Below are 16955 nucleotides of genomic sequence, written 5' to 3' on the forward strand. Positions count from 1 at the left end.
TTCGGGATGATAAAACTCTATTATACCTGTGCGGGAGCCTGATCACAAAGAAAGGAGGCTGTGCAAAAAATGAATATTCATAAACTGAAAGAGGAATTAATCGAATACGCCAAAAGCATCGGAGTCGACAAAATCGGGTTTACGACGGCTGATACGTTCGACAGTCTGCGGGACCGGCTGATTCTTCAGGAATCACTCGGCTATTTATCCGGTTTTGAAGAGCCGGATATTGAAAAACGGGTTACTCCGTCTTTGCTTCTCCCGAAAGCCAAATCAATCGTCGCCATCGCCCTTGCGTATCCTTCCAAAATGAAAGATGCGCCGAGGAGCACGAGGGACGGGCGGCGCGGCATTTTTTGCAGAGCTTCCTGGGGGAAGGATTATCATGACGTGCTGAGGGAAAAGCTTGATCTGCTGGAGAATTTTCTCCAAAGCAAACATGAGGATATCCGCACGAAGTCAATGGTGGATACAGGAGAATTGTCCGACAGGGCCGTGGCTGAACGGGCGGGAATCGGCTTCAGCGCCAAAAACTGCATGATCACCACGCCTGAATACGGCTCTTACGTCTATCTGGCTGAAATGATCACCAATCTGCCCTTTGAACCGGATGTGCCGATTGAAGATATGTGCGGTACGTGCACAAAATGTTTAGACGCGTGTCCGACCGGCGCACTCGTCAATCCCGGACAGCTTAACGCCCAGCGCTGTATTTCGTTCCTGACCCAGACAAAGGGATTTTTGCCGGATGAGTTCCGCACGAAAATCGGAAACCGTCTGTATGGCTGTGACACGTGCCAGACGGTCTGTCCGATTAATAAGGGGAAAGATTTTCATCTTCATCCGCAGATGGAGCCTGATCCGGAAATCGCAAAGCCGCTGTTAAAGCCGCTTTTGACCATAAGCAACCGCGAATTCAAAGAAAAATTCGGACATGTATCGGGATCATGGCGCGGCAAGAAGCCGATACAGCGGAATGCGATTTTAGCTTTGGCTCATTTTAAAGATGCCTCGTCTCTTCCGGAATTAACGGCCTTGATGCACCAAGATCCGCGCCCCGTTATCAGAGGGACGGCCGCCTGGGCCATCGGGAAAATCGGTGATCCTGATTATGCGGGGGAATTAGAAAAAGCGCTTCAAAAGGAGCAGGATGAGGAAGCTATACGGGAAATTGAAAAGGGACTGGAGCTGTTATCGGTTTCTGATAAGACTAAAACCGGCCGGTCCTGACATATGTATAGAGAAAAAGCACTTGGCGTGAGTTCAAGTGTTTTTCTTTATAAAACAGTATGGTGGGTGGAGCGCTTGAAGCATATTATTGAAGATTTAGCGGAGGCCCGGCTTCATTATTTAATCAACGGAACCGAGATGAGGCACAATGGGCAGCCCGGCGATCTTGAGGTCCTGACGAGAAAAAAAGAGCTGTTTGAAAAACGGAAAGTTGACATCGTGAAAGCGAAGGCAAAAGCCGTCATTGTCAAAAGCAGCCTTGAGGACGACGGCACGTTATGCGTCATGTACACGATTCATTTCGAATATTTGTGCAAGGAGCATGACGGACACCTTTACTTAGAAGAGCAGATTGAGGAACGGACTGCATTTCTCTATGATCAGCTTTTGATTAAAGACCGGGAAGTAAAGAAAAAACCGGCGGGATTTTCTGACGGAAACAGCGTAATTGAATATGAGCGGAGTGAACGGGAAGATTTCGGGCGGGCGTTTCAATACGACCGTCTGGCTGCCGTGCAGTACGCGGAGAAGTTTTGGAATAAACGAAATCCCGCTTATAAAAATTTCAGCGACAACTGCACCAATTTTATTTCTCAATGTTTACATGCCGGAAAAGCACCGATGCGGGGGCATCCGAACAGAGGCTCAGGCTGGTGGATGAAGGCAAGCTCGTGGAGCTACAGTTGGACGGTCGCGCATTCGATGAAGATGTATCTGGCCCAATCCAAGGCAGGGCTTCGCGCGGTGCAAGTATCAAGAGCCGAAGAACTGATGCCCGGAGATATCATTTGCTATGATTTTGAAGGGGACGGCCGTTTTAATCATACGGCGATCGTGGTCGCGAAAGATAAAAGCAATATGCCGCTTGTCAATGCCCAAACGTATGACAGCAGAATGAGATATTGGTCATATGAGGATTCAACGGCGTATACTCCTTCCATCAGATATGCGTTTTTTCATATTACGGATGATACGACAAAAGAGTAATTAATGATATAATGGTGGGCGGAATAAAAAACAGAGGTGAACATCGTGGCATTACATGTCGTTTTATATCAACCCGAAATCCCGGCCAATACGGGAAATATCGCACGTACTTGTGCGGCAACAGACACAACGCTTCATTTGATCCGCCCGCTCGGATTCTCGACCGATGATAAAATGCTGAAGCGCGCCGGACTCGATTATTGGGAGTTCGTCAACGTCGTATATCATGATTCATTGGAAGAGTTATTTGAGGCATATGAGAACGGAAAGTTTTTCTTCATTACAAAATTCGGCCAAAAGCCGCACACATCATTTGATTACTCAAATACGGAGGAAGACTTTTTCTTCGTATTCGGCAGAGAAACGAGCGGACTTCCGAAAGAATTGATCGAAAACAATATGGACCGCTGCCTGCGTCTGCCGATGACCGAGCATGTGAGATCATTAAACCTGTCCAACACGGCCGCGATTCTTGTATATGAAGCGCTGCGCCAGCAAAATTACAGAGATTTGACGTGAAAAAAACGCCCGCATCCGGGCGTTTTTTTTATTCAATAAAAAAGACGGACAGCAGCTGTTCACAGCATTTTTATATTTCAGGCTTAACAACGTAACAGTGTTATGTTACAATACTTTCATTGAAGGAGCTGGATTCATGGAGGAACAACTGATTTCTAAAAAAGAATTGCTGGAAGAAACATCAATCTCATACGGGCAGCTGTACCGCTGGAAACGGAAAAATTTAATTCCTGAAGAATGGTTTATCCGAAAATCAACATTTACAGGCCAGGAAACATTTTTTCCGAGAGCGGAAATATTAAAACGTATCTCAAAAATACAGAAAATGAAAGAAAATCTGTCTTTGGATGAAATGAGAGAAATGCTGTCTCCGCAAATGACTGATGTCAATATAACGTCTGCGGAGCTGCTTCAAAAAGGACTGATTTCAAAGGCTGCGCTGCAAGTTTATGGCGAAGACGGCGTGACATTCACGTCCCGCCCGCTGCTGTCTTTATATGTGCTTGAAGGGCTTTTGCAATCGGGCAATATCAGCCTTGAGGAAGGAAAATTGGCGGCAGGGGTGCTGAAAACATATGAGGCTTCCGAACTGAAAGCAAATACGGAGCTTGTCATGCTCCGAAAGCTTGGCGTAACGACGTGCTTCATCGCAGACGCGGAACATATTTTATTTGAACCGACTGTCAAAGTGGTTGAACGGGTGGCGCTTGCTGCGGCATCGGAAGAATTAAAAACGAAATGGATGCAGGAGGACCATCAATGGAAGTAACAGATAAATTAATCATCAACGGTTCAGGAAGTTCAAAAGGAGGCCGTTTTCATACAGTGGAGATCAACGGAAGCGGCACGGTGTCAGGTGATGTGGAGTGCGCGAGCTTTTTGTTTAACGGCAGCGGAAAAACAGACGGACATGTCAAGACGCAAACGCTGACGATCAGCGGTTCGGGGAAAATTTCCGGCAGTGCCGAAGCTGAATCCATCCGAATCAATGGAACGGGTGTCATTAAAGGTGATGTCAAAACGGAGCGGCTGAACGTCGCGGGATTTTCATCTTTCGGCGGCGGTGTGAAAGCTGATGATATTTTCATATCCGGGAAAGCCGGGATTGAAGGCGATTGCGAGACAGAGACGTTCCGTTCGGAAGGCAAATGTAAGATCGGCGGCCTGCTGAATGCCGATGAAGTCAGTATTAAGCTGGCGGCGGGAGAAAGCCATGTGAAAGAGATCGGCTGCCGCCATTTGAAAGTGATGAGCAGAAAGAGCGTGCTTACGCGTTTTAAGCTGATGCCGGCCCCGGTGCTGACAGCGGAGCTGATTGAAGGTGACATCATTGAATTGGCGGACACGAACGCGAAGACAGTCCGCGGAAATCATGTGCGGATCGGCGCAGGCTGCACCATTGGGACTGTGGAATACAGCGGCGATTTTACATGTGATCCTTCCGCTTTGGTTAACAAAGTCGTGAAACGATAGGAGGAACTGCGATGGAAACGACAAAAAAATTGAGTCATTTAAAAATGTACGGAGCCGGACACGCCTCCGGCGGCTCCTATCAAAATGTAAGCATTAAAGGGGAAGGAACTGTCGGCGAAGGACTTCAAAGTGAACGCTGCCGGATATTCGGTACGGGACTTTTTCTCGGAGATGCCGAGATCAACAGGCTGAAAATTTTCGGAGAGCATGAAGTTGCAGGAGATTTATCAGCACGTTCAGCAAATGTGATGGGCACATTGAAAGTCGGCGGCTCCATGCGTTTCGCCACGATGAGGCTGAAAGGACTTGCTGAAATTGGCGGCGGGGCCGCGGGAGAGCAGTGTCATATAAAAGGCAGTCTCACCGTCGGCGGCGATTGCGAGACGGAGCTGTTTCATGTAACAGGATGTATCAATGTGGCGGGATTGTTAAACGCGGGGGACGTAAACATCCATTTGCGTTATGACCGAAGCCGCGTGAAAGAAATCGGCGGCACATCGATCACCGTCAGACGGAAACCTGGTTTTCTTAAACGGAAAGCCGGCACGCTTTCTGCTGAATTGATCGAAGGAGACGCAATTTACCTCGAATACACGGAAGCGGACATCGTCAGAGGAAAGCATGTGGAAATTGGCCCGGGCTGCAAAATCGGAAAAATAGAGTATCAAACAAGCTGCAAATCTCATGAAAAATCAACTGTCCAAGAACATATTCAAATATGAAACATTGTTATGTTGTATAGGAAAGGGTGCTCTTCATAAAGAGCACCCTTTTGCCGTTATTTGTTTTCAGGTTTGCTGTCGTAACCCGCCGTAAAAATGGATACTAAAAAAGTGAGAATGACCCCAAGTAAAATGATCGTTTTCATCATTTCTCCTCCTCTTTGCTTTTCCATTTGATGTCCGAGTCTGGATGAAACTGTATTTCTTTCATTATGAACGGTGCACCGGACCCTTGTCAATGACGGCCTTGTAACGTCTTTATTTTTAAGAAACGAAAAGCATGTATTATCACGTCACCGCATAGATTGTAACAAAGTACCTTATTTCTAGTGCATTAACCATGATAGAGGAGGTTCTTATGGATATATTAAAGAAAATTGAAAAGTACAGAGAGGAAGAGCAGCGTCTCAAATGGGAAGGGACGTTCGCTGATTATTTGGAGATCATAAAAGAAAATCCATTGGTCGCGCAGTCTGCTCATTCTCGCGTTTTTAATATGATAAAAGACAGCGGAATCGAGGAGGATGACGGTAAAAAGACATACAGCTTTTTCTCGCGGGAGCTGTTCGGCCTTGAGGAATCTCTGGAACGGCTCGTGGAGGAATACTTTCACCCGGCTGCCAAGCGGCTCGATGTAAGAAAACGGATTTTACTATTGATGGGACCCGTCAGCGGCGGAAAGTCAACTCTTGTCACCATGCTGAAAAAAGGGCTTGAAGCCTACTCATTGACAGACAACGGCGCTGTTTACGCCATTAAAGGCTGCCCGATGCATGAAGATCCTCTCCATCTCATTCCCCATCATCTGCGCGACGACTTCTACAGAGAATACGGCATCAGAATTGAGGGCAGCCTTTCTCCGCTTAATGTCATGCGGCTTGAAGAAGAATACGGCGGCAGAATTGAGGATGTAAAGGTTGAACGTATATTCTTCTCGGAGGATAAACGTACCGGAATCGGAACCTTCAGCCCGTCTGACCCGAAATCACAGGATATCGCCGACTTGACGGGGAGTATTGATTTTTCAACAATTGCCGAATACGGCTCAGAATCAGATCCGCGCGCTTATCGGTTTGACGGTGAATTAAATAAAGCGAACCGCGGAATGATGGAGTTTCAGGAAATGCTGAAATGCGATGAAAAATTTCTGTGGCACCTTCTGTCACTCACGCAGGAAGGGAATTTCAAAGCCGGACGGTTTGCGCTCATCTCAGCCGACGAATTGGTTGTTGCGCATACGAACGAAACGGAGTACCGCTCGTTTATTGCCAATAAGAAAAATGAAGCCCTTCACTCCAGGATCATCGTGATGCCTGTTCCTTATAATTTAAAGGTGTCAGAGGAAGAACGGATTTATGAAAAAATGATTTCTGAAAGTGATGTTTCTGACGTACACATCGCCCCCCATACATTAAAAGTGGCCGCGATGTTTTCTATTTTGACCCGGCTGAAGGAACCGAACCGCTCTGATATTGATCTCGTCAAAAAAATGAGGCTTTATGACGGAGAAAGCGTTGAAGGTTACAATTCCGTTGATCTTGAGGATATGAAGAAGGAATTCCATGATGAAGGAATGAGCGGAATTGACCCGCGCTATGTCATCAACCGCATTTCCTCAACAATTATCAGAAAAAATATGGAATCGATCAATTCGCTTGACGTGCTGCGTTCCTTAAAAGAAGGACTTGACCAGCATCCGTCGATCTCCGCCGAGGACAAAGAGCGGTATATGAATTTTATTTCCGCCGCCAGGAAAGAGTACGATGACATCGCTAAAAAAGAAGTGCAGAAGGCGTTCGTCTATTCATATGAAGAATCCGCTAAAACTCTCATGGACAATTATTTAGATAATGTGGAAGCGTACTGCAATAAAAATAAGCTCCGCGACCCGCTGACGGGTGAAGAAATGAATCCTGACGAAAAACTGATGAGATCCATTGAAGAGCAGATCGGCATTTCAGAAAACGCGAAAAAAGCGTTCCGCGAAGAAATCTTAATCCGCATATCCGCCTATGCAAGAAAAGGAAAACGCTTTGACTATAATTCGCACGAAAGACTCCGCGAGGCGATTCAGAAAAAGCTGTTCGCAGACTTAAAAGATGTGGTGAAAATTACGACCTCAACCAAAACGCCGGATGAGCAGCAGCTTAAAAAGGTCAATGAGGTAGTGGCAAGGTTAATAGATGAACACGGCTATAATTCGACTAGCGCTAATGAACTGCTGAAGTATGTCGGAAGCTTGTTAAACCGCTGATGTTTGATTTCATTGAGAGGCCCGTCTGTAAAAGGACGGGTTCTTTTGTCTGTTTTTCGCAATTGTTTGTCAATTGGAGAGTCCGGCCGGCATAAAATAAAAATAAATCTTTTCGCCGGACTTGTTTCATAAACAGGACCAAGCCGGAATACACATGTAAAACGACCATAACGGTTAAGGAGGGGAATTCATGTCCCGTAATGACAGCGGAAATTTTTTGATTTCAGAGGAAGACTGGTCCCTCCATCGCAAAGGCTTTGACGACCAGCAGCGCCACCAAAAGAAAGTACAGGAAGCGATAAAAAACAACCTTCCGGATCTTGTTACTGAGGAAAGCATTATTATGTCCAACGGAAAAGATGTCGTGAAAATCCCGATTCGTTCGCTTGATGAATATAAAATCCGTTATAATTATGATAAAAATAAACATGTCGGCCAAGGCGACGGCGACAGCGAAGTCGGCGATGTTGTCGCAAGAGACGGCGCAGATAAAAAGCAGGGAGCTGGAAAAGGCCAGGGAGCCGGCGATCAGGCAGGCGAGGATTATTATGAAGCGGAAGTTTCATTGATGGATCTGGAAGAAGCGCTGTTTCAGGAATTAGAACTGCCGAATCTGCAGCAAAAGGAAAGGGACAATATCGTCCATACCGATATCGAGTTCAATGATATCCGGAAAACCGGGCTGACAGGGAATATCGATAAGAAAAGGACGATGCTGTCGGCCTATAAACGAAACGCCATGACAGGCAAGCCGTCGTTTTACCCTATTTATCCGGAAGATCTGAAATACAAAACATGGAATGATGTGACGAAGCCGGAATCGAAAGCTGTCGTTTTAGCGATGATGGATACAAGCGGTTCGATGGGCGTATGGGAAAAGTATATGGCGAGGAGCTTCTTTTTTTGGATGACACGATTTTTACGGACAAAGTATGAAACGGTTGATATCGAATTTATCGCTCACCATACGGAAGCGAAGGTTGTGTCCGAAGAAGATTTTTTCTCGAAAGGCGAGAGCGGGGGCACCATCTGTTCCTCCGTTTACCGGAAGTCTCTTGAATTAATTGATGAAAAATATGACCCCGCCCGCTACAACATCTATCCGTTTCATTTTTCAGACGGAGATAACCTGACTTCGGATAACGCCCGGTGCGTAAAGCTCGTCAATGAAATCATGAAAAAATCGAATCTGTTCTGTTACGGTGAGGTCAATCAATATAACAGGCATTCCACCCTCATGTCCGCCTATAAAAATGTCAAAGATGATAAATTTAAATACTACATCCTGAAACAGAAATCAGACGTATTTCAAGCGCTGAAAAGCTTTTTTAAAAATGAGGAAGCCGGTGTAAGCAAAGCATCGTATGAAATATAAAGCCGAGTGAAGAATCGTGCGGCCGCGGTTCTTCACCCGGCTTTTTTAAATTAAAAATAAAGAGAAAAAACGGCATAAAAAAAATCCTTAAAAAATGAAACTTTTCTCTTTACAAACCTTCTTTCATTTATTAATATTTTATCTTGTGAACTATTATTAAGGGAATGAGGTGAAAATACGGTGATTGAATCAGAGCTCGCTTTGCTCAGTTTTGAACAACTGTTTGATACTTCCAGATCGATTTACAAAAAGCAGAAAATGATTCTGGAGACAGTTCTTGAACCTTTTGATATTACAGTGCTGCAGTATCTGCTGATGTTCAAAATACATAAGAGCAAAAGCACGCAGCTTTCAAGGCTGGCTTTGTCGCTTGATCTGAAACCGGCGTCTGTCACGAGAATGACCGATATTCTGTATAAGCGCCGCCTAATGGTTCGGAGCGACTATCACGACGACCGGCGTGTTGTTATGATTCAGTTAACCGAAGAGGGGGAAGAACTTCTAAAGAAAGCTGCTGTTCAATATGCCGAAAAAGCGGCGGTCTTATACCGGCAGCTCAATACCGCTGAACTGCAGTACCTGCGCAAGCTTGCGGAAAGTTTAACGAAGCTTGCAAACGGCTGTGCAGTGAAAAACGGAAAATAAAAAAATCCCCACATATTTTTATCATCATTCCACAAAATGATAGAGGAAGAAACGAAAGGAGAAAACAAAATGAACAGAGGACGTTTAATTCTGACCAACATTATCGGTTTGATTGTTGTTCTTGCAATTATAGGCGGAGGTGCTTACTACTATTATCAAAGCACACACTATGTAAAAACCGATGAAGCAAAAGTTGCCGGCGACATGGCTGCTATCACAGCTCCTGCTGCGGGTAAAGTAACTGACTGGAACCTTGATGAGGGGAAAGAAGTAAGCAAAAACGACGTTGTTGCAAAAATCAAAGGACAGCAAAATGCTGACGTAAAAGCCATCATGGATGGAACAATCGTGAAAAACGAAGTGAAAAACGGCCAAATGGTGCAAGCCGGTACGACAATTGCCCAGGAAATTGACATGAAACACCTTTACATCACTGCAAACATTAAAGAAACAGACATTAGAGACATTGAAGTAGGAAACAAAGTAGACGTAATTGTTGACGGCGACCCTAATACAACATTTGACGGAACAGTAGAAGAAATCGGTTATGCGACAAATTCAACATTTGATATGCTGCCTTCTTCAAACTCAAGCGGCAACTACACAAAAGTAACGCAAAAAGTTCCTGTTAAAATTTCACTCAGCAACCCATCTGACAAGGTGCTTCCTGGTATGAACGCATCTGTAAAAATCTCTGAATAATACAGATCAGTCATCAAACCATGAAGGGAGGTTGTCTTAGGTGGCTAAATCAGATAATCAAGTAAAAAGTCCTAAAACATTGCTTATTGTGCTTATGGCCGGGTTATTCCTGGCGATCTTGAACCAAACGCTTCTTAACGTGGCGATGCCGCACTTAATGACCGAGTTCGGTGTGAGTGCGACGACGATTCAGTGGCTTACGACCGGATACATGCTGGTCAACGGTGTTTTGATTCCGTTATCTGCGTTCTTAATTACCCGGTTCGGACAGAGAAGCCTCTTTCTCGTAGCCATGTTCTGTTTTACAGCGGGAACGTTAGTCTGCGGAATCGCGCCTAACTTCTCAACCATGCTGATCGGCCGGTTAATTCAGGCGGTCGGCGGCGGTATCCTGCAGCCGCTGGTCATGACAACCATTCTGCTTATCTTCCCGCCTGAAAGCAGGGGGAAAGGAATGGGGATTTTCGGTCTTGCGATGATGTTTGCTCCGGCGGTCGGACCGACTCTTTCCGGCTGGATCATCGAGCATTACACATGGCGCATTATGTTCTACGGCCTTGTTCCGATCGGGGCAATCGTTATTATCATAGCGTTCTTCCTCTTTAAGAACTTGGTGGAACCGCAAAAAATCAAACTCGACAGCTTGGGTGCGATTCTATCCATTGTCGGATTTGCCTCATTGCTTTACGGAGTCAGTGAAGCGGGCAGCGACGGCTGGGGAGATCCGATCGTGCTGTCTACCGTCATTGTCGGTGTCATCGCGATTGCCGCGTTTGTCATTCAGCAATTGCGCTCTGAAAAACCGATGCTCGACTTCCGGGTATTTAAATATGATATTTTCTCACTTTCCAGTGTAATTAACATCATTATTACCGTTGCGCTTTACACAGGAATGTTCCTGCTTCCGATTTACCTGCAGAACTTAGTCGGCTTTACGGCGCTGCAATCGGGCCTCTTGCTATTGCCGGGCGCGATTGTCATGCTGATCATGTCGCCGATTTCCGGTATTCTGTTTGACAAAATCGGTCCAAGACCGCTTGCGATTATCGGGCTGGTCATCACGGTCGCAACGACATTCCAGTACACAAAATTGACAATTGACACACCTTACACGCACATTATGCTTGTCTATGCCATCCGCGCATTCGGTATGTCACTGTTAATGATGCCTGTTATGACAGCCGGAATGAACCAGCTTCCGGCACGGTTGAACAGCCACGGCACGGCGATGAGCAACACGCTCCGCCAGATCAGCGGTTCAATCGGAACAAGTTTGATCACAACGATTTATACGAACCGTACGACAATGCACTATTCGCAGATTGCGGATAAAACAAGCACGGCTGATCCAAGCTTCATGCAGTCGTTCCAAAGCGCGGTTTCGAATTTAATGGTCAACATGAACATGTCGCTTGATGCGGCGAAACAAACCGTTTATTCTTATCTCTACAAAACAGCTTCACTTAATTCCAACGTTATGGGGATTAATGACGCGTTTATGTGGGCGACGATCTTTGCGGTTATCGGCGTAGTCCTGAGCCTGTTCTTGCGTGACGTACGGAAAGACAAACAGCGGGCGAAGAAAAAAGAGGAGCTGTCATTGCTTCCGGCCCCTAAAGAAGTGAAGGAATCTTAATCATCTGAATGGGAGGTTTCCTGAATGAAAATTTACGTAGTGTACGATAGTGAAGGCGAACATACAAAACACCTTGCTGAAGCCATTGCCGAAGGAGCACGAGAAAACGCTGAGGCTGAAGTCCTGATCGACCATGTCGATCAAGCAGACATCCGCAAGCTGAAAGACATGGATGCCATTATCTGGGGATGCCCGGGACACTTTGGCACCATCAGTTCAGGCTTAAAAGCGTGGATCGACAGACTCGGCTATCTGTGGGCTGAAGGCGAGCTGATTGATAAAGTCGGCGCCGTATTCTGTACGACGGCGACAACACATGGCGGATTAGAAATGACAATGCACAATCTGATCACTCCTATGTTTCACCAAGGCATGATTGTTGTCGGACTTCCTGGCAACGTTCCTGAAAACGCGCTGTACGGCTCTTACTACGGCGCGGGCGTCACATGCCCGGTTGACAGCGATGTGCTGATGACGGAAGAAGGCCTTCAATTAGGCCGTGCGCTTGGCAGACGTGTCAGCCAAGTCACAGGTAATCTAACTGCCGGACGACAGTAAGGAGAGGGTTATATGGCCATTATTATAGCGGTTATTGCTGCTGTCATTGTGATTGCACTTCTTATCACATTCAATGTCCGCAGCACTTCTGCAGGACAGAATGTCAAAGAAGAAAAGAGAGAAGCGATCGGCACTACAGCCGAACAGCCGGAAAAGCATGATCCGGCCGAGGAGCGCTCAGCCGAGCATGCTCCAGTCGTTGTAAAATCTGAATCTCCCCGTGAGAAAAAGAATACAATGGGCGATGATGTGTACCGTCAGGCGCTTCAGAAGTTTAAGACTTCTGAGACGGATCAGGAACCAAACGATCCTGATAGCGGCGGCAAAATGCAGGATAGCAGCTATCGTGATGCGCTGCTCTCCTTAAAAAACAAAAAGAAGTAATTGAAAAGGCAAATCTGCGTAAGAGCGGATTTGTCTTTTTTTTATTGAAGATATTGTAATACATGATGATCTAGTGTACTATGTTACTCATACACTTGATCCGAATGGAGAGAGAAAGAATGACATCGTTTTTAGGTTTGCTGAAAAAAGATGCGAAAGTTTCATGGATTTGGCTCGCGGTGTGGCTTTGCGGCATGATTTGCTGGGCGTTTGCAGCCCATGTCATCGCTGCCCGTCAGAAAGAACCGCTCGTCATTTTCGGCTTTTTTACGGCAATGGGGTTTTTTCAATTTCTTGTAGCGCCGCTTTTTATGTACTATCACCTTCATAAAGAAGGAAAAAATCAGCTGTGGCTTTACAATCCGAATGGAGGGTTTTATCTGCTGGCTTCCAAGCTGACGGCCTCACTGCTGTATCAGTTGATCGGGCAGCTGGCGCTGACCGGTTACGGCATTTGGATGTACCGGATGCTTTCTGCAAAAGGAGCGCTGGAACACACCATTCCCCTGGCCGGCACATTAACCGGACTGAATGCTTACCTGCTGATCAGTTCAGCGTATTTATCTGTGATCGTGGCCGTCTTTTGGACTGTTTTTCACTCATTAAAACATGTTCCCGTCCTCCGTTGGGTGATCTGCATCGTGCTTGCGTTTGTCTGGACCTATATTGACGATAAAATCATTACGCCTTTCACTTCATCTCAACATGATTTATGGCCGGTAAAAGTGTATGCGGATTTTGATTTTCACTATACAAAATTGACCGGCTGGACGGTGGAGCTGAAGGCCGTCCACATCTCGCTTTTCAGCTTCCTGGCAGTGATCGTGCTTGCGGCGCTCTGTCTCGCACTGGCCTCTATGCTGCTGAATCGAAAGGTTGAGGTGTAATGATGGAGAATGAATTTCAGTCATCCAAGCCGATTTATCTGCAGATTGCCGATCGTGTATATTACCGGCTGATCCGAAGTGAGCTTTCACCGGGGGACAAACTGCCGTCCGTAAGGGAGATGGCCGTACAGATGAAAGTGAATCCGAATACGATACAAAGAACGTACAGTGAAATGGAAAGGCTGGGGATCGTGGAGACGAGAAGAGGACAGGGAACCTTTATAGCGGAAAGGTCCGATCTGAAAGCGGAGCTGAAAGACAGGCTGACTAAAGACGTTTTCAAACGCTTTATTCAGGAAATGGCGGAGCTGGGGTTATCTCCTGAGGAAATGATCGACGGGATCAAACAATATGCGGAGGAAGCAAACGATGAATCTTGATTTTGAACGCGTAACAAAAAAATACGGCCGCAGGCTCGCGGTCAGCGATGTATCATTTTCATTGTCTCCGGGTAAAATCTACGGAATTTTAGGGCCGAACGGAAGCGGTAAATCAACAACGCTTAAAATGCTTGCCGGGCTTGCGTTCCCGACCTCGGGCGCCGTCCGGATCGGAGACTGCGCAGTAAGCAGGAACATGCTGTTTCGTACGGCTTATTTAACCGAACATGATATGTTTTTCGCCCGGACGACCGTCGGTGATATGCTCACATTTTATTATTCGCAATTCCCGGATTTTCAGCTGGAAAAAGCACATAACCTATTAACGGAAATGAATCTTTCAGCGGGGCAGAAGATAAAAGAGCTGTCCAAAGGCAGCCGGGGCAGGCTGAAAATCGTTTTGGCCCTGTCGAGAAAAGCATCCGTCATTCTGCTGGATGAGCCGTTTTCAGGTCTTGATCCGGCGGTCAGAGAATCGATTGTCAACAGTCTCGTATCTTATATTGATTTTGACAGCCAGATCGTCGTCATCGCCACGCATGAGATCGGCGAGATTGAGACGCTGTTAGACGAAGTGATGGTTTTCATAAAAGGGAAAATCGCTGAACGGCGCGAGGTCGAAGAAATTCGGGAACAGGAAGGAATGTCCGTGCTGCAATGGTACAGAAGCGTCATGCAGGCGCACGAAATAGAAGGGGGATTCTAATTGGAAAAGGTATTAGAACTGCAACAGGTAAAGAAAACGATAAAAGGACGAACGATTATTCATGATCTGAGCTTCTCCGTCCGGGCGGGCGAAGTGTTTGGGTTTCTAGGGCCGAACGGAGCGGGGAAAACCACTACAATCAGAATGATGGTCGGATTAATGAAACTGTCTCAGGGAGACATCGTAATCTGCGGGGAATCCATTACGAAAAACTATGCAAAAGCGGTCAGGCACGTCGGAGCCATCGTGGAAAACCCGGAGCTGTACAAATTCCTGAGCGGTTATAAAAATTTACAGCAGTACGCAAGGATGGTAAAAGGCGTTACGAAAGAAAAAATAGATGAGGTCATCGAGCTCGTCGGGTTGCAGGACAGAATACATGACAAAGTAAAAACCTACTCTCTCGGAATGAGACAGCGTCTCGGCCTCGCCCAAAGCCTGCTGCATAATCCTAAGGTGCTGATTCTGGATGAACCGACAAACGGCCTTGATCCCGCGGGCATCAGGGAAATCAGGGACCATCTGAAAAAGCTGACACGTGAAAAAGGAATGGCTGTCATCGTCTCAAGCCATCTGCTGTCAGAAATGGAGTTAATGTGCGACCGAATCGGCATTCTGCAAAAAGGGGAGCTTGTCGATATTCAAAAAGTAAGGGATGAAGGAAAAGAGGATAAAGATACATACTTCTTCCATATTGAACAAAGAGAAGAGGCTCTTGCCGTTCTGAGTCAGTTTGACTGTGTGAAGAAGACAAACGGCATTGAGATCAAGCTGTCAAAACAGGAAGTGCCTGATGTGATTTCACTGCTCGTCCGTGAAAACATCCGCTTATATGAAGTGAAAATCATGACAAAATCTTTGGAAGACCGTTTCTTGGAGATTACCGGCGGGACGAAAGAGGAGGTTCAATATGTTTAAGCTGATCTATAATGAATGGATAAAAATTTTCAGCCGCGTCGGCACGTGGGCTATGATTGTAATTTTAGGCGTTTCGATGATCGGTTTTGCGCTTCTGTCAAACCATTTCACCTCGAGCGAAGCCAATCCGAATTGGAAACAGGAGCTCCAGGCCGAAAACAAAGAAATGAAACAGCAGATGAAGGAAACCGGAAACCAGACGCTCATTGATAACCTGAAACAGAATGTCGCGATAAATCAATACCGTATGGATCATAACATCCCTGAGGATACAGGGTACACAGTGTGGTCATACGTAGCTGATTCTTCGATGATGACTGTTTTGACCGGGCTGTTTACGATTATCATTGCCGCAGGCATCGTGGCGAATGAGTTCAACTGGGGGACGATCAAGCTGCTGGCTATCCGTCCGCTCAGCCGTTTTCAGATTTTGCTTTCTAAATATATGACGGTGCTGCTGTTCGGACTGCTGATGCTTGTGATTTTATTTGCCGGCTCCGCTCTGTTGGGATTGGTCTTTTTCGGTACAGGGGGAGATACTGCGGCTGATGTTCATCTCGTATACAAAGACGGCCATGTTTTTGAGCAAAATATCATCGCCTTCCTCGCTAAAACATATGTCTATGAATCTGTCTCCGCTTTTATGCTTGCGACGATGGCGTTTATGCTGTCTGCGGTATTCCGGAACAGCTCATTAGCGGTCGGATTTTCTATTTTTCTATTGGTTATGGGAAACACGGCGACTGTATTTCTTGCCACGAAATTTGAATGGACCAAATATATTTTATTCGCCAATACGGATTTGTCGCAATATATGAACGGGACTCCTTTAGTAGAGGGGATGACGATGACATTTTCGGTTGTGATGCTTGTGATTTACTTCGTTATTTTTCTGGCGCTCGCATTCGGCGTCTTCTTAAAACGCGATATTGCCACCTGATATAAAAAGCTGTTTTGCCTTTGCAAAACAGCTTTTCGTTTTAGATGAAAAAAACCCTGCCGGCGTACACCGGCAGGGTTTTTAAACAATTTATGCTTTTGTTACGTTAGCAGCTTGTGGTCCGCGGTTTCCTTCAACGATTTCGAAAGAAACAGATTGGCCTTCTTCTAAAGTTTTGAAGCCTTCGCCTTGAATAGCAGAGAAGTGAACGAATACATCGTCTTGACCTTCTACTTCGATGAATCCGAATCCTTTTTCAGAGTTGAACCATTTTACTTTACCTTCTAACATGAAATTTCCTCCTAAAGCGACATAACGCTTAAATTCACTATTCTTGCTCTAAAACAAACTTCCAAGACGAAAACTCTTACAAAACTTTCTTCTTAAAGATAGTTCGAACAAAAATAATTACCTTTACTCTACCAGTAATTCGAAGAAAAAACAACTGCTAAATGTAACTTTTTTCGAAATAACATGTTTTAAGAGGGGAACGCTCGGATACGGAAATCTGATTTGAGACTAGAACAGCCCATTTTCAGCTGATAAAAACCGCTTTGCAGCCTCTTAAGGAAGCAATTGACAACCCTTTTTTAAATCGGTATTGTATGTAATCATGAGCCCGAATACCATGGTGCAGCC

At 45.8% G+C, this 16955-nt stretch carries 19 protein-coding genes; 18 read left to right on the forward strand and 1 reads right to left on the reverse strand.

From position 1 onward, the window contains the following. The first annotated feature begins 69 nt into the window (after positions 1 to 69). The 18 genes from queG to NYE28_RS04745 all read left to right on the forward strand — a co-directional run bounded on the left by queG (position 70) and on the right by NYE28_RS04745 (position 16316). The gene (gene queG / locus NYE28_RS04660; RefSeq protein ID WP_015239452.1) at positions 70 to 1230 is read left to right on the forward strand and encodes a tRNA epoxyqueuosine(34) reductase QueG; all 1161 of its coding nucleotides are present in this window, start codon (positions 70 to 72) and stop codon (positions 1228 to 1230) included. Between the two features lie 75 nt (positions 1231 to 1305). After that, positions 1306 to 2217 carry an amidase domain-containing protein gene (locus NYE28_RS04665; protein ID WP_012117141.1) on the forward strand — a complete coding sequence of 304 codons (912 nt, stop codon included), beginning with the start codon at positions 1306 to 1308 and terminating at the stop codon, positions 2215 to 2217. 36 nt (positions 2218 to 2253) lie between these two features. After that, the gene (gene trmL, locus NYE28_RS04670) at positions 2254 to 2736 is read left to right on the forward strand and encodes a tRNA (uridine(34)/cytosine(34)/5-carboxymethylaminomethyluridine(34)-2'-O)-methyltransferase TrmL (protein WP_007610253.1); all 483 of its coding nucleotides are present in this window, start codon (positions 2254 to 2256) and stop codon (positions 2734 to 2736) included. 136 nt (positions 2737 to 2872) lie between these two features. Then, on the forward strand, positions 2873 to 3505 hold the full coding sequence (locus NYE28_RS04675) for a YhbD family protein (protein WP_039062845.1): 633 nt from the start codon (positions 2873 to 2875) through the stop codon (positions 3503 to 3505). Continuing rightward, positions 3496 to 4209, forward strand: coding sequence for a polymer-forming cytoskeletal protein (locus NYE28_RS04680; RefSeq protein ID WP_017417324.1), 714 nt, complete (start codon positions 3496 to 3498; stop codon positions 4207 to 4209). Before NYE28_RS04675 ends, NYE28_RS04680 begins: the two co-directional genes overlap by 10 nt. An 11-nt stretch (positions 4210 to 4220) precedes the next feature. Then, positions 4221 to 4931 carry a hypothetical protein gene (locus tag NYE28_RS04685; protein WP_257726632.1) on the forward strand — a complete coding sequence of 237 codons (711 nt, stop codon included), beginning with the start codon at positions 4221 to 4223 and terminating at the stop codon, positions 4929 to 4931. 358 nt (positions 4932 to 5289) lie between these two features. Then, positions 5290 to 7185: a serine/threonine protein kinase PrkA gene (gene prkA, locus NYE28_RS04690; RefSeq protein ID WP_003155391.1), complete on the forward strand. Its 1896-nt coding sequence runs from the start codon at positions 5290 to 5292 to the stop codon at positions 7183 to 7185. Positions 7186 to 7375: 190 nt separating this feature from the next. Further along, positions 7376 to 8560: a sporulation protein YhbH gene (gene yhbH / locus NYE28_RS04695; protein WP_342490318.1), complete on the forward strand. Its 1185-nt coding sequence runs from the start codon at positions 7376 to 7378 to the stop codon at positions 8558 to 8560. Between the two features lie 180 nt (positions 8561 to 8740). Continuing rightward, complete coding sequence (locus tag NYE28_RS04700) at positions 8741 to 9205, forward strand: MarR family transcriptional regulator (RefSeq protein ID WP_003155389.1); 465 nt, start codon at positions 8741 to 8743, stop codon at positions 9203 to 9205. Positions 9206 to 9241: 36 nt separating this feature from the next. After that, on the forward strand, positions 9242 to 9907 hold the full coding sequence (locus NYE28_RS04705) for an HlyD family secretion protein (protein WP_007610259.1): 666 nt from the start codon (positions 9242 to 9244) through the stop codon (positions 9905 to 9907). A 40-nt stretch (positions 9908 to 9947) separates the two neighbouring features. Then, entirely contained in the window at positions 9948 to 11543 is a 1596-nt protein-coding gene (locus NYE28_RS04710) for an MFS transporter (RefSeq protein ID WP_003155387.1), read from the forward strand. A gap of 24 nt (positions 11544 to 11567) precedes the next feature. Continuing rightward, complete coding sequence (locus NYE28_RS04715) at positions 11568 to 12101, forward strand: NAD(P)H-dependent oxidoreductase (protein WP_003155386.1); 534 nt, start codon at positions 11568 to 11570, stop codon at positions 12099 to 12101. A 12-nt stretch (positions 12102 to 12113) separates the two neighbouring features. Next, positions 12114 to 12485: a hypothetical protein gene (locus NYE28_RS04720; RefSeq protein ID WP_025284468.1), complete on the forward strand. Its 372-nt coding sequence runs from the start codon at positions 12114 to 12116 to the stop codon at positions 12483 to 12485. Between the two features lie 119 nt (positions 12486 to 12604). After that, positions 12605 to 13372 carry a hypothetical protein gene (locus NYE28_RS04725; RefSeq protein ID WP_012117148.1) on the forward strand — a complete coding sequence of 256 codons (768 nt, stop codon included), beginning with the start codon at positions 12605 to 12607 and terminating at the stop codon, positions 13370 to 13372. Between the two features lie 2 nt (positions 13373 to 13374). Next, the gene (locus NYE28_RS04730; RefSeq protein WP_012117149.1) at positions 13375 to 13752 is read left to right on the forward strand and encodes a GntR family transcriptional regulator; all 378 of its coding nucleotides are present in this window, start codon (positions 13375 to 13377) and stop codon (positions 13750 to 13752) included. Further along, on the forward strand, positions 13742 to 14458 hold the full coding sequence (locus NYE28_RS04735) for an ABC transporter ATP-binding protein (RefSeq protein ID WP_342490319.1): 717 nt from the start codon (positions 13742 to 13744) through the stop codon (positions 14456 to 14458). Before NYE28_RS04730 ends, NYE28_RS04735 begins: the two co-directional genes overlap by 11 nt. Further along, positions 14459 to 15376, forward strand: coding sequence for an ABC transporter ATP-binding protein (locus NYE28_RS04740; RefSeq protein WP_337681272.1), 918 nt, complete (start codon positions 14459 to 14461; stop codon positions 15374 to 15376). It abuts the gene before it with no gap. Next, positions 15369 to 16316, forward strand: a complete 948-nt coding sequence (locus tag NYE28_RS04745; RefSeq protein ID WP_025284471.1) for an ABC transporter permease — start codon at positions 15369 to 15371, stop codon at positions 16314 to 16316. The genes NYE28_RS04740 and NYE28_RS04745 overlap by 8 nt, the downstream gene beginning before the upstream one ends. A 90-nt stretch (positions 16317 to 16406) precedes the next feature. Here NYE28_RS04745 and cspB read toward each other — a convergent pair whose 3' ends face one another. After that, positions 16407 to 16607, reverse strand: a complete 201-nt coding sequence (cspB, locus tag NYE28_RS04750) for a cold shock-like protein CspB (RefSeq protein ID WP_003155376.1) — start codon at positions 16605 to 16607, stop codon at positions 16407 to 16409. Positions 16608 to 16955: the final 348 nt, after the last annotated feature.

It is taken from the genome of Bacillus sp. FSL R5-0443 (assembly GCF_038608285.1).
Taxonomy (GTDB): domain Bacteria; phylum Bacillota; class Bacilli; order Bacillales; family Bacillaceae; genus Bacillus; species Bacillus velezensis.